The 13,325-nt window shown below is 70.1% G+C and carries 8 protein-coding genes; 3 read left to right on the forward strand and 5 right to left on the reverse strand.

Annotated elements, in window-relative coordinates:
* Window positions 1-108: 108 nt before the first annotated feature.
* Window positions 109-1,737 (forward strand): DUF6119 family protein, encoded by a 1,629-nt coding sequence (locus CMC5_RS28175; protein WP_156338907.1) that lies wholly within the window; start codon window positions 109-111, stop codon window positions 1,735-1,737.
* Window positions 1,738-1,791: 54 nt separating this feature from the next.
* Here the strand turns inward: CMC5_RS28175 and CMC5_RS28180 are convergent, their stop codons facing one another.
* From CMC5_RS28180 to CMC5_RS28190, 3 genes are all read right to left on the reverse strand, one after another.
* On the reverse strand, window positions 1,792-2,583 hold the full coding sequence (locus tag CMC5_RS28180; RefSeq protein ID WP_156338908.1) for a hypothetical protein: 792 nt from the start codon (window positions 2,581-2,583) through the stop codon (window positions 1,792-1,794).
* 163 nt (window positions 2,584-2,746) lie between these two features.
* On the reverse strand, window positions 2,747-3,352 hold the full coding sequence (locus tag CMC5_RS28185) for a Uma2 family endonuclease (RefSeq protein WP_050433299.1): 606 nt from the start codon (window positions 3,350-3,352) through the stop codon (window positions 2,747-2,749).
* 206 nt (window positions 3,353-3,558) lie between these two features.
* Window positions 3,559-4,917: a putative sensor domain DACNV-containing protein gene (locus CMC5_RS28190; protein ID WP_050433300.1), complete on the reverse strand. Its 1,359-nt coding sequence runs from the start codon at window positions 4,915-4,917 to the stop codon at window positions 3,559-3,561.
* A gap of 288 nt (window positions 4,918-5,205) precedes the next feature.
* On the opposite strand from CMC5_RS28190, the gene CMC5_RS28195 reads away from it, so the two are divergent.
* Complete coding sequence (locus tag CMC5_RS28195) at window positions 5,206-6,129, forward strand: pirin family protein (RefSeq protein ID WP_050433301.1); 924 nt, start codon at window positions 5,206-5,208, stop codon at window positions 6,127-6,129.
* A 33-nt stretch (window positions 6,130-6,162) separates the two neighbouring features.
* On the opposite strand, the gene CMC5_RS28200 is transcribed toward CMC5_RS28195, so the two are convergent.
* Together CMC5_RS28200 and CMC5_RS28205 are read right to left on the reverse strand one after the other, a co-directional pair.
* Entirely contained in the window at window positions 6,163-6,702 is a 540-nt protein-coding gene (locus tag CMC5_RS28200; protein WP_050433302.1) for a carboxymuconolactone decarboxylase family protein, read from the reverse strand.
* A 247-nt stretch (window positions 6,703-6,949) separates the two neighbouring features.
* Window positions 6,950-10,759 carry a non-ribosomal peptide synthetase gene (locus tag CMC5_RS28205; protein ID WP_156338909.1) on the reverse strand — a complete coding sequence of 1,270 codons (3,810 nt, stop codon included), beginning with the start codon at window positions 10,757-10,759 and terminating at the stop codon, window positions 6,950-6,952.
* A gap of 798 nt (window positions 10,760-11,557) precedes the next feature.
* Between CMC5_RS28205 and CMC5_RS28210 the strand changes: the two genes are divergently transcribed.
* Window positions 11,558-13,267, forward strand: a complete 1,710-nt coding sequence (locus CMC5_RS28210; RefSeq protein ID WP_169796685.1) for a carboxylesterase/lipase family protein — start codon at window positions 11,558-11,560, stop codon at window positions 13,265-13,267.
* Window positions 13,268-13,325: the final 58 nt, after the last annotated feature.

Here is a 13,325-nt window from a genome sequence, read left to right on the forward strand (position 1 = left end):
GCTCATCGGGACCACGCCGCCAACCAGGTCATTGATCCGCGAGGCTCGACGACCTGGCGGCAGTCCGACCCACGCAACGAGGGAGTGGAGCCTGTGGCCGAGCGAGCCATGCCGACGGGAGGCGTGGCGACCGGGACGCGGGCGTACCTCCCCGGTGAGGCCTTCATGCCCAGGTCCAGCATCAAGACAGCAACGCTTCCGATCTACCTGCTCAAGGAACGGTTCCGGTCCGGTGAAGCGGCCTTGCGGAGAACGGGGATGTCGCGCGACGTCATCCCGGACATCGGCACGCTCTACACGGACAGCCATCACCCCTACCCTCCCGGATGGCTCTCGTTCTTCGAAGGGACCGTCGCGCCGAACCCGAAGCTGCTCAACGCGAGCACGGGCGGCGTCCTGTTCGTGGAGGTGAGGGGCCGGCTCTTCGCAATCACGTTCGGTCGTGGGCGAGGGCTCCTCGCCAAGGACTGCTGGGAAGAGGGCTTCGGTCTCCGGGTGACGCTCAACAGCATCGACGCGGCGAAGATCAAGAGCATCGATCACAAGACGTTCGAAGCGATCACGCGGCACAGCCGGACGCAGACGAGCCGCGAGGGCTCGACGGAGGACTTCGGCCTCGACATCGAGCGGGATCTGGTCCGTGCCGTCACGGGCGAGCCGAAGATCGAGACGCTGGGCCGGCGCCTCACCGGGATGGACTCGCTCGTCGTCACCGGGAAGTTCGGGCTGAAGAGCGTGCCGGCGCTGCTCGAGCACACCCTCGATCGCCATGCACTCGACGATTACAAGGAGAATTTCGGCTGGATCGACAACATCTCGGAGGTCCGCGATGGCCAGCGCAGAGACGAACTCGATGCGAAGCTCGTGGCGCGATTAAAGCGCAAGGACGTCAATCGGCTGTGGCTATCACCTCCGGACATCCTCGACTGGTCTTATGTTGGTGGCTTCAAGTACAAGCCTTCCGAGAAAGAGACACACTCCGATCTGAGCGTGGCGGACTTCCTCGAGAGCGTTCGCGATCCCGGGGCGCTCCACCCCGGGTTCCTGCGGAGTCGTCGCATCCTGGCCGTGGACGCCGACGGAGAGCAATTCATAGAGGAATGGCCGGTCTATCAGTGCATCTATTGCGAGGAGGACATCGGTTCCGACACGTACCTCCTGTCTACCGGCAAGTGGTATCGCATCGAGAAGGACTTCGCGAACGAGGTCAACAGGGACATCAAGGGCCTGGCGTCCACGCGAACGCCCTTGCCTCCTTACAAACGCACGGACACCGATGAGGCGACCTACAACGAGCGTGTCGCACGGCAATCCAGTGGCGCACTGGCGTTGATGGACAGGAAGATCATCCATCACGGTGGCAAGCGCTCGTCCATCGAGTTCTGTGATCTGTTCTCCAGTGCTCGGGAGATCATCTGCGTGAAGCGTTACGAGGGCTCCAGCGCGCCCCTGAGCCACCTGTTCTTCCAGGCGCTGGCCTCGGCGGAGCTATGGCGTCGTGACGCCGAGTTCCGCAAGAAAGTGAATCGCTTGCTCCCCAGGTCCCACAAGATCTCGGATTCGGCGAAGGTGCCGGACGCGACGCAGTATCCCATCGTCTTCGCGATCGTCAGCCATCAAGCTGGCCCCATCCTGGAGACGTTGCCGTTCTTCAGCCGGCTCGCGCTCCGCAACATCGCCAAACGGCTCGCTTTGATGGGGTATCCCGTCTCGGTGCTGAAGATCGACCGGCAATGAGCACGGGACGAATGAAGCAGCCGCGGGGTCGGGCGTCGGCGTGAAGGGCCTCGCTCACGACGGCAGCGTGGGTCCACCGCGCGTGCGCTTCCGCCGCTGCCACAGCATGTAGGCGAGAAAGCCGGCAGGAATCAGCACCATCGCCGCGATGCGGCCCGTGAGCCTGCCCATCTGCCGCGCGCGAGGCAGGCCGAAGCCTTCCTGGTGGAACGGGGGCGTCTTCGCGGTGGCCATGGCCGCCTCGGCGAGGGTGCGCACCTCGGCGCTGTGGACCGGGCTGAACGCGAAGGAGACGGCCGCCAGGCCGGCCTGACCGACGAAGGTGTAGGTGAGCATGCGGCTGGTGCCGTAGTTGGGGTGCTCGGGCGGGAGGTCGACCTCGATGAGGGAGCGGATGACGTCGACGCCGTTGATCTGGAGGAGTTCGTAGCGGCTTCGGACGGGGCCGCCCATGTCCCGAGCTCCCTCGGCGAAGCCGCTCACGTAGCCGTCGAGGTCTTCGGCGGAGCGGGGCTTCACGCCGACCTGGGCGGCGACGGTGACGATGCAGAGGAAGCTGCTGGTGCGGACGATGCCGAAGTAGCTGGGGACCTGGACCTGGGCCTTGGTGCTGGCCGCGATGGCGGCGACGTCGATGCCTTCGCAGGCGGCCGGGTCGCGGTCACGCTCGGGGAGGATGTTGCACACGGAGCCGCCCGGGGGGTCGAGCTGGAAGGTGAGGTCGACGAGGGGGTCGTACGCGGTGGCTGCGGTGGCAGGGCGGGGAGCGCCGAGGAGGAGGGCGAAGGGGAGCAGGAGGGCGAGGAGGAGAGGAGCGGGACGGCGAGAGGGGGGTGCGAGAGGCACGGAGCGAGCGTCGTTCACGTCAGGAGGGTGGCACGGGGCAGGTCGGACATCGAGACCCGTGACTTCAAGGGCCGCTGCGCCGAAGAGGTGGATGCGCAGAGGCTGTGGCGGATCGAAGCGTGCGAGGAAGGCGTGACGCGGGGGTGGCGCTCGCCCGTCATGGCTATCCCGGCGGAGTCTCGCCCTGGGCACTTCCGCGGGGCGTCCACAGGGCTGCCAGCTCGAGTTCGACGGCGTCGAAGGGGGCCGCGCGCACCAGGTCGTCCCCGGAGAACACCTGCTCCAGCTCCCAGAGCTTGCGGGGGCCGAGGTGGAAGACTTCGAGCGACTGGCCCAGGGGGTCGAGGAGCCAGAGCCAGGTGACCCCTGCTGCGGCGTACACGGGCATCTTGCGCTTGCGGTCGTGGGTCGCGGTCGAGGGAGAGAGGACCTCGCAGCACCAGTCGGGCGGCAGGGTGAAGAACGGGACGTCGGGCACTTCGGGCATCCGCTCGCGGCGCCAGCCGGCAAGGTCGGGGACGAGGACGTCCGGGCCGAGATGGAGTTCGGGCTCGAAGAGGATCCACCACCCCCCTGGCCCTCCTCGGCCTCGGCTGAATGGCCCGACCAGGTCCGCGCTGAGGAGGGTGGACGCCTTGGAGTGCGGGCCCGCGGGGCGGGGGAAGGTGTGCAACACCCCGCGAACGATCTCGGCGACCTGGTGCTCCGGCACGGCTTCGAGGTCCGCGTAGGTGGCATGCTCGGGCCTTTTCTCCGCCGGGTCACCCATCGCCCGGAGGGTAGCGCAGCTCGTGAGCAGGGCCTACGGGCAAGCCGGTCGCGAGTTCCTCGCTACGCCGCACGAGAGACCGCATGCGTCGTGAGCATCCCTTCGCCGTATTGCGTTCATCGTCAGGCGCGCCCTGCGAGGAGCAATGGCTACGACAGAGTTCCCCCACCGCATCCTCAGCTCCGCGTAGACCTTCGCAGTACGTCCTACCGCTCCCGCGAGCTCCTCGGCACGTGGTCCCAGTACATCACCGCGTCATCCTTCCAGGCCACGAACCGGATCCCTCCATCGTGGGACACCACGATGGCCACGGCGTCGTGGATCGCGTGGCACAGCCGGTAGGCGGAGCGGTGTCGCGTGCCCACCCAGTCCACGGGCTCCAGGGCGTAGCGGGTCCCTTCCAGGTCCAGGGCGCGGCGCACGGTCGCGATCTCCACGTCGCCGTTCAGGATCTCGCCGCCGAAGCCCAGCAGCTCGAAGCGCTTGGTCATCACCACGGCGCCGTCCACGTTGGCCAGGTCGGCGATGAGGTGGGCGGTCTCGAAGATGGCCTCGTCGAGGAGGGCGACTTCAGGGCAGGTCGAGCGCTCGTAGGTCGCCCAGTCGACGGGGCCCTCTTCGGGGGGCGTCGTCTGCGCCAGGGTGCTCATCAGGCCGAGGATGAGCTTCCGGTAGCGTCGGCGGGGCTCGGCGTCGGTGAAGCGGTACTTCACCTTCACGAAGCGCTCGTCCTGCATCACCAGAGGCTCCAGGGACGGCGGCAGCAGGAGCAGCGTCCCGCCGTGGTGGGCCACCTGCATGGTGGCGAGGATGCGCTTCACCATCTGCTGCGCGATCTGCCGGAAGATCTCGGGCTGGAGGGGGGTCCACGGGATGGGCGCGTGCCGCTCGGCCTCGGTGTGCAGGGCGATCAGCTCGCCTCGGGCCTCGGTGAAGCAGGCGGGGAACCAGCGGGAGGTGAACACGTCCATGCTCGCGGGGGAGGCCAGCGCGCCGCCGCGGATCTCGCCGAGCACCTCGAACTCGCGGTCGACGGCGAGGAGTCCAGGGCCAGGGCCGCGCACGACGAGGGCGCCTTCCGGGAACGCGGGGGAGGCGCCGCGCCCGCCGATGGCGCTGCGGAGCCAGAGGGGGCCGGACTGGATGATGCCCCAGATCATCAGCTCTCCCTCGTCCGTGAGGTACACGCCGATCAGGGCGCGCGCGTAGGGCGCAGCCGGGGCGATGCGCCGCAGGGCGTGCTCGGTGTAGGGGCGCTGTCGGACGAACTCCAGCCGCTGCATGCCGCGGGGAGGACCCGACGCTTCCGGGAAGGCTTCGGGGGGGCAGAAGACGAGCCGGAAGGTGACGGGGCGCTCTTCTTCGCGGAGCAGCGTCGCCTGGTAGGCCACCGACAGGAGCCGTTCGAGGGTGGCGCGGGAGGGCTTGCCGTAGCGGGGCGGCGGCTCGACCTCGTGGGGTGGCTGGGTCTGGCCTGCAGACGCTCCCTCGGCGCAGCAACGCTCCAGGATGAAGCGGGCGAGATCGGCGGGGTAGGCGTGAAATGGCTCGTTCGGCGTGGCCATGGACGCGGCGCAGCCTAGCAAAGATCGTGAGGGCGCCTGGTCGTCGGGTGATTGGGGCCATCTCTCCGGGCCAGGACAGGCGACTCGCTGGGCTTTGGAGCGCGGGTTGAGGTCGCCGAGATGGCATGGCGTGCGCCGAAGCGGCATGGCGTGCGCCGAGGCGAGCGGGCGGCGATCGTTCCCGCTGTGGAACGCGACGTTCGGATCTGGACCTCTGGTCCATGAGCGCCCGAGCGAGCATCCTCCCTCTTCAGCGGGCCTGCAGCACGACCCCGCGAGGAGGCGATCATGAGCTGGGACGTGAACGAGACGAGGCGGCACCCTTCGCTGGAGACTGTGATCGTGACGCGGACGCGCGAGCTCTCGGAAGGGTTCGACGTCCGCCGCGCCCTGCCGTCGGTCCAGCGCAGGATGGTCGGTCCGTTCATCTTCCTGGATCAGATGGGGCCCGCGGTGTTCCGGTCGGGTCAGGGGCTCGATGTGCGGCCTCACCCGCACATCGGGCTGTCCACGCTCACGTACCTGATCGAGGGCGAGATCATGCACCGGGATGGCCTGGGCACCGTGGAGGCCATCCGCCCGGGGGAGGTCAACTGGATGACGGCTGGGCGCGGGATCGCGCACTCGGAGCGCACGAGGACCGAGCTGCGGGAGACGGGCGGGCGTCTGTTCGGGCTCCAGGCGTGGGTGGCGCTGCCGAAGCGGTTCGAGGAGACGGAGCCTTCGTTCACCCACCACGAGGCGAGCGAGATCCCTTTCATCGAAGGGGAGGGCGCGCAGATGCACCTGATCGCGGGGGCTCTGTTCGGCAAGCGCTCGCCGGTGCAGACGTTCTCGGAGCTGTTCTATGTCGACCTGGCGCTGAAGGAGGGGGCCCGGTTCGCGGTCCCCGCGGAGCACGAGGAGCGGGGCATCTACCTCACGGAAGGTTCGCTGGAGGTCGACGGGATGGTGTTCGGCCCGGGGGAGCTTCTGGTCCTGCGGCCGAAGAGCGACCTGGTGCTGAAGGCGCTGGCGCCCACGCGCGGGGTGCTGCTCGGTGGGGAGCCCATGGACGGGCCGCGGCACATCTTCTGGAACTTCGTCTCCAGCTCCAAAGAGCGGCTGGAGCAGGCGAAAGAGGACTGGAGGGAGGGGCGGTTCGCGCCGGTGCCGCAGGAGACGGAGTTCATCCCGCTGCCCGAGGAGCCGGCGCCCGTGCGCTATCCGTGAGCGGGGTGTCGGGGGGTCCGCAGCGCACGACGGTCAGGGGGTGAGATCGGGGGCGAGAGGGAAGTCCACGGGGACCTCCGTCGTGTTGTGGAGGTAGTTGGTCACGGTGATGACGCCGATCACCATGATGGCGTCCACGAGGTGGCCCTCGCCGTAGCCCGCCGCGAAGAAGGCTTCCAGGAGGGCTGGTTCTGCGCGTCCTCGCTCGGTGACCAGGCTCTTCACGAGCTTCGCCAGGGCGTCGAGCTTGTCGTCGAACGGGGCCCGGCCGCGGCGGATCTCCAGCACCTCGTCGTCGGAGAAACCGTACTTCTTGGCGATCCCGGTGTGCGCGGCGAGGCAGTAGCGGCAGCCGTTGATCTGGCTCACGACCAGGTTGACGATCTCGCGCTCCTTGGGCTTGAGGGAGCGCTTGGCGTTCTGGAACGCGAGGTAATGACCCAGGGCGCCGTCGGCGTGCGTCATCGTGGCGTACAGGTTGGGCACGAAGCCCACGCCCTTCTCGAGGGTGTCGAACAGCGCTTGATCCGCGGGCGACACGTCGTCACGGGTGGGGACGGAGATGGTCTTCATGGGGGCTCCTTCGGGTGGATGGGCGCGACCGCCTTCGCACGCTACACGGGAATGCAAGCGCCGTGCAGCCACGGGCGCCACGCCGTCCGGCACGGGCTCGGCGGCCGTCGGGGCACAGGCTCGGCGGCCATCGAGGCGCGGGCTCGGCGGCCATCGAGGGACAGGCCGCCCTCGACCGTCAGGGGATGGGTCGGCTCGCAGGCGACCGGCGCGAGGCGATGGCGTCTGGGCAGCGGATGAGAGGCGATCAGGGTGCAGGTGCTGCGCCTGCGTGTCCTCCGGCATCCGGTGAGGGCTCGCCGAGGCGACGCTCGTGGAGCACGATCTGCGTCGCATCCTTCGGAACGTGGGCGAAGGGTCGGGCTCCCTGCAGCATGAATGCGCGCGCGTCCATGCGCGCCTCCTCGCGGTAGCCCAGCTCTTCGCAGAGGTGCTGCGTCACCACGCTGGTGTTGACGGTGAGCAGCCCCTCGTAGTCCCGCACGCGCGCAGCCTCGACGACGGCGGCTTCGAGCAGGTGGGTCACCGGCCCGGCGAAGGCGGTCGAGGTCACGCCGAGCAGCAGCACGGAGACCCACCGCCCTGGGGCAGAGACGGGGACGCGCTGGTGCCAGGGCGCCTCGAGGGCGTCGAACATCGCGAAGATGGGACCGAACACGGGCGGGGGGGTGAAGCGCCCAGCCTTCACGTCGGCGCGGAGACGCCACAGATCGACGGCGAGCACGCACCCAGCAGGCGTGCCGGCTCCGTCCACGGCGAGGAACGACAGCCCGCTCGACGCCGTCGCGTCGAACGCAGCGCTGGACAGCGCCAGGAAGTCCGCGGGGGTCGCCCCGAGCGCGAGGGCCATCACGTCGGCACGACCGAAGCTGTCGGCGAGGACGCGCACGGCAGCCTCGCGCGCCTCGGGACAGGTAGCCTCCAGGGGCCGGACCGCCCAGGCGCCTACCGCCCCCTCGGGCATTCCTCCAGACCACGCAGGTGCATGCGCCGTTCGACTCGACGTGCCGAGGCCTCGCAGGTCACCCGCGCATCGCCCCGGCTCGCGCTCGTCGCCCGCGCCTCGCCCCGCTTCGCGCTCGTCGCCTCGCCGCGTTTCGCGCAGCCGCCGCAGCGCGCCTGGCGTCCGCGCCGCGTAGAGCTGCTCCAGCGAGACGGGCACCCCGGCGTCGCGCAGCCGCCGCACCATCGCCACCGCCTGGATCGACGTGCCCCCGGAAAGGAAGAAGTCGACCTCCTCGCCAGCGGGTCCCTCGCCGAGGACCTCGCGCCATACCCTCGCGATCACGCTTCGATCCGCCGCGCTCCGGGCCCGACTCGCCGCGCTCTTCGACGCCGGTCCGCTGGCGGACTGCGCCAGCAAGGCTCGCCGATCGAGCTTCCCGTTCGGCAAGAGGGGCAGCGCCTCGACGAGCACCAGCGTCGGCTGTGCGACCGGCGGCAACGCGCGCTGGCACGCGACGCGGAGCGCCTCCAGCGTCACCGACCCGGGCGCGCTCGGTTGCACGAACCCGAGCAGCTCGACCCCCGCCGGGTCCTCGCGGAGCAGCGCCACGGCGCGCGCGACCCCCTCGACCGAGGCCAGTGCGCCCTCCAGCTCGGCGAGATCGAAGCGGTTGCCCAGCAGCTTGACCTGCCGGTCCCGGCGCCCCTCGTAGACCAGGGTCCAGCCGCCATCGTGGGACGCTCGCACCCAGCGCCCCAGGTCCCCCGTGGTGTAGCGCTGCCCATCACCGAGCGGCGCCACACGCCCCTCCCCCGGCACCAGGTGGCCCCGCGCGAGCGTCGCCCCACGCACGTGGACCGCGCCGATCGCACCAGGCGCCACGGGCCGCCCGGCGTCGTCCAGCAGCTCGATCGTGGTGTTGGCGATGGGCCGACCGACGGGCACCGGGGCGTCGCCGACGCGGACCTCGTGCCACGTCACGTCCCCCATGACCTCGGTGCTGCCGTACAGGTTGAGGAGCACATCGCCCGGTCTCTGCATGAGAAAGGCCGCAGCGAGATCCGCTGGCAGGGCCTCACCGCTGCACGTCCAGATCCGCGGTCCCACGGGGCGAGGTGCCGGAGCGACGAAGTGCGCCACGGAGGCCACCGGATGCATGCCGGCTGCTGAAGGGGCGATACCTGCGCGCGACCGGGCCGGGAGCCCGTCCGGCGCGGCCGCGAGGTCCGCCAGGCGCGGCACGAGGAGCCGCAGCAGGCTGGGCACGACGATCAGGCGGCTCACCCCGTGCCGCACGACGAAGGCGAGGAGGCCGTGCGGGTCCTTCTCCAGGTCGTCGGGCGCGACGGCCACGGTGACGCCTTGAAGGAGCGCGCCGAACAGCTCCCAGACGGCATCGACGAAGCCGAGCGGCGTCTTGAAGCAGCACACTTCGCCAGGTGCGAATGGCCTCGCCTGCCACATCCAGCGAAAGCGGTTCTGCGCCGCCCGGTGCGACAGGCACACGCCCCTGGGGTGCCCGGTGCTCCCCGACGTGTACAGCACGGCGAAGAGCCCTTCCCCATCCACCATCGCGCCCCCGTCCGCCACCACGCTCCCCTCCACCGCCACGCCACCATCCACCGCCACGCCTCGCTCTGCCCCCAGGCACGGCGCCGCCGTCTCAACCCCCAGCGACAGCTCCGGCTCCAGCACCCAGCAAGGCTTGCTCGAAGCGATCTCCTGCACGCACGCCGCATGCCGAGGCTCGGTCACGATGAGCGCCGGATCCGCGTCCGAGGCGATGTAGGCCAGCCGGTCGCGCGGATACTGTGGGTCGAGCGGCACGTAGGCGCCCCCCACCTGGAGCACGGCGAGCAGCACCGCGACGAGCGCTGGGCTCCGCGACATGCAGACGCCCACGAGGGGACTCCCCTCCACGCTCGGAGCGCCTCGCAGCCGCGCGCGCAGGCCGCGTGCGATGGCCGTGACGCGCTCGCTCAGCGCGCGGAAGCTCATCGACCCCGCGTCCGTGACGAGCGCTGGGCGATCCAGGTGAGCTGGAGAGGTGGCCAGGAAGCTCGCCAGCGCACCGTGGATCGTCCAGGTCCCGGAGAGTGCCAGCGCCTCACCGCGCAGTCCATCCGGCCCATCCGCCACGTCCAGCGCCCGGCCCGCAACCAGGTCCGACGCAGGTTCCCCCCCCTCCGCCACGCACGCCAGGCCGAGGTCGGGAAGCATCGACGCGGGCTCTCGCTCCCCTCCCCCATCCGCCCCCGCCTCCACGGGCCGGTTCAAGCCTGCCTCGCGCAGATAGCGCGCCAGATAGCCCTTCAGGTCTTCAGGGGCCGTGGAGGCCGCGCTCCCCGCGAGCTGGTCCATTCGCAGGCTCGCGTGGCTCCCCACGTGGTGCGCGCACACGTGGATGTGCGCCCCGTAGGCTGCGCCGACCGCGAGCCGGTAAGCTCGCAGCGGCGCTCGCAGGGCGTGTGGCGGGTCGTCCGTGCACCGCTTCAGCCCCCGCACGAGCTTCATGAGCGCCGCGTGATCCGCGGACATCAGCCCCGAGAACCCCTCGGGCATCGCGGGCCTGACGACGTCGGCGTAGGCCTCGGGCGTCATGTCGCCGGCCAGCTTCATCGCGACGCCCGACGCACGTAGAAGCAAGCTCGACAGCCAGAGCGCCTCCGAGGCCCGCGCCAGCTCGTTCTCCTGCAGGGACTCGAGGACCAGGGCGTGCGTGACGAGCAGCGCCTGGATGAGTGGAAAGAAGACGTGGTGTCCATGAATCCAGCGCGCGAGGGCGGGATCTTCGACGGTGACCAGGGTCGTGAGCGATGGCCGCGTGGATCCGCTCCCCCCCTCCTTCCAGCACGCGTCCGCGGACGCTTTCCCCTCGCCCGCCTCACCCACCTCCCCTGCCTCGCTCGCCTCGCCCGCCTCGCCCGGAACCCGCGCACCTCTCGCTGCTCCCTGCCCACACCCCGACGCCTTCCGCCCCCGCTCGGACGCCACCCGCGCGCTGACGCCAAGTCCGCTCAGCAGCAGGCACCGCTCGCCGACAGACAAGGTGCTCCCCCGCTCCAGCTCGGTGAAGCAAGCCCGTGCCGCTTGCACGAGGCCGACCGCCATGGCGTCGACCGGCTGGGCACAGCGGACGACCTGGAAGAACCGATCATAACTACGGCTCTTCTCCGGCAGACCTCTGCCGTCATCCACCGGCGTGAGCCGTTCGATCAACGCCGCCGTGGCCTCGTCGAGCTGCGCGAGTTCACGCCCCGTGAGATCGGGAGACCCTGAGGCGAACCGATCTGCAAACGCCGACAGCAGTGCGAGCGCCTCCTCGGTCGCGCTCGCTTCCAGAAGGAGCATCCGCGGCAGAGGGCTCAGCAGCGGACCGACGCGGAACGCACCGCTGGGGCGTGCCTTCTCCCCCCCATCGACCACGCCACGTCCCTCGTCGCGCACCCTGGTGGACTCGTGGGACACTGCTGTTGCTCCTGGTGGGCTGGAGATCACACCGGAATCCGGCCGTGTACCGATCGCTCGGACAGCCAGTCGACATCGATTCTTCGCTCTACCTCCTCGAGGTTCGCTCGCGCAATGCCTGATGGTCAAACGGCACGACAGACGACCGCAATGAGACGGGATCTGTCGTCGACGACGACGCATCGACAGCGCCCCACGGCGACCTCGCATCGAAGGATCGATCGATCGATCATTCGAGCGGCAACCGCAGCAAAACCAGGCTCCCACCCATTGACAGATGTAATGACAGGCACGTCGGGACGCCTGGGTCTGACGAACCCCGCTCGGCGCGCCGACTGCACTGCGTCACGTCACGGGGGAGGGTGTCACCGCGATGCTCACCCGCGTCTCCAGGCGCTCATGCGCCCGTCCCGAGTCCCACGCTCACCCAGGAGCCCCAGGATGCGCACGCGCCTTTGCACCGCCCACGCCTCACGGCGACCGACCGCATGCCCCGCACACACACCGCTCCGCACGCCGACGCGCGGGCTGCGCGCACTGCGCTTCGCGACACTGCTCCCCCTCGCCGCACTCGGCGCCGTGGCCTGCGGCTCGGAGCCTCCTGTCACCGAGGATCCCCTGCGCGTCACGACCGACCTCGGCGAGGTGCGCGGGCGCCTGAAGGGCGAGGTGGTGGTCTTCGACGGCATTCCGTACGCCGCACCGCCGGTCGGCGAGCTCCGCTTCCGCTCACCACGACCCGCCGAGCCCTGGGCTGGGCTCCGTGACGCAACCCGCCCCGGCAGCGCCTGTCCGCAAGCCCCCCACGCCTTCACGGGTTTCCCGGGGAGCGCGGAAGAAGACTGCCTCTACCTCAATGTGACCATGCCACGCGACGCCCGCCCCGGCGCGTCACGGCCGGTGATGGTGTGGATCCACGGCGGCGCCTTCGTGGAGGGCTTCGGCCACGGCTACGACGCCACAGACCTCGCCACGGCTGGCGACGTGGTGGTCGTGACACTCAACTACCGCCTCGGCAGCCTCGCGTTCCTGAGCCACCCGGCGCTCCACGAAGGCAGCGAGCACGGCACCTCGGGGAACCTCGCCATCGAGGACCAGCAGGCCGCCCTCCGCTGGGTGCAGCGGAACGCCGAAGCCTTCGGCGGCGACCCGGCGCGGGTCACCCTCTTCGGCGAGTCCGCGGGCGCGACGAGCGTTTCCCTCCAGCTCCTCTCCCCCGACGCGCGCGGCCTGTTCGCGCAGGCCATCGCCCAGAGCGGCTCCGCCATGGTCTCCTGGCCCGAGGACACGCTCCCCCCGAGTGCCTTCGGGCAGCAGCGACCGCTCTCCCCTGGGGCGCTCGAAGCCGCCTGGCAGCCCCTCGTCTCGGCGCTCGGCTGCGACGACCCCGCCACCGTCGCGAGCTGCCTGCGCGCCCTGCCCGTCTCCGCGTTCCTCGAAGCGCAGGCCGCGGGCAACCACGGGGCGCCTCTGCTCCCCGCCTTCGAGAGTGCCTTGCTCCCGCGCACGCCCCGCGAAGCCTTCTCCAGCGGCGCGTACCTCCAGGTGCCGATGATCTCGGGGCAGACCCGCGACGAGGCGAGCTGGGCGATTGCCTTGCTCTACGACCTCGCGGGCAAACCGATCACCCCCGAACAGTACGTCGCGCTCGTCGAGGAACACTTCAAGGGACACGCCACCGAGGTGCTCACGCACTACCCGCTCACCGCGTACGCATCCCCGAGCAAGGCCTGGAGCGCCATCCAGAGCGATCTCGTCTCGTCTTGCCACACCCTGGCCGTCAACCGCTTCCTCGCGGCGAACGCCCCGACCTACACCTACGACTTCGCCGATCCCGACGCGCCGCCCTTCATCCCCATCCCGGGCGTGCCGCGCGGTCCCGCCCATGGCGCCGACCTCCCCTTCCTCTTCCCCGCCTCGTTCGATCCCTCGTTCACGCCGGCGCAGGAGAAGCTCTCCGAGCAGATGCTCCGCTACTGGGTCACCTTCGCCGAGACCGGCCACCCGGACGCCGAAGGCGCGCCTCCCTGGCCCCGCTTCGCGCCCGCTGCGGAAGCCACGCTGACCCTCGTGCCCGCGCCCCAGGGCCCCCATCCCGAGGATTTCGAGCAAGTGCACCATTGCGACTTCTGGCGATCGATTTCACCGTGAGCCATTGCGAAGGGCGCTCCGGCTCCTGCCCATCGGCCCGCGTCCTCTGCTGGGTGGC

The organism is Chondromyces crocatus, from assembly GCF_001189295.1.
In the GTDB taxonomy this organism is placed as follows: Bacteria; Myxococcota_A; Polyangia; order Polyangiales; family Polyangiaceae; genus Chondromyces; species Chondromyces crocatus.

Excerpts from the sequence above, each read along its gene's own strand:
- CMC5_RS28175 (WP_156338907.1), top strand. The coding sequence starts at position 109 with ATGCCGACGGGAGGCGTGGCGACCGGGACGCGGGCGTACCTCCCCGGT.
- CMC5_RS28185 (WP_050433299.1), bottom strand. The coding sequence starts at position 3,352 with ATGGGTGACCCGGCGGAGAAAAGGCCCGAGCATGCCACCTACGCGGAC.
- CMC5_RS28190 (WP_050433300.1), bottom strand. The coding sequence starts at position 4,917 with ATGGCCACGCCGAACGAGCCATTTCACGCCTACCCCGCCGATCTCGCC.
- CMC5_RS28195 (WP_050433301.1), top strand. The coding sequence starts at position 5,206 with ATGAGCTGGGACGTGAACGAGACGAGGCGGCACCCTTCGCTGGAGACT.
- CMC5_RS28200 (WP_050433302.1), bottom strand. The coding sequence starts at position 6,702 with ATGAAGACCATCTCCGTCCCCACCCGTGACGACGTGTCGCCCGCGGAT.
- CMC5_RS28205 (WP_156338909.1), bottom strand. The coding sequence starts at position 10,759 with ATGGCGGTCGGCCTCGTGCAAGCGGCACGGGCTTGCTTCACCGAGCTG.
- CMC5_RS28210 (WP_169796685.1), top strand. The coding sequence starts at position 11,558 with ATGCGCACGCGCCTTTGCACCGCCCACGCCTCACGGCGACCGACCGCA.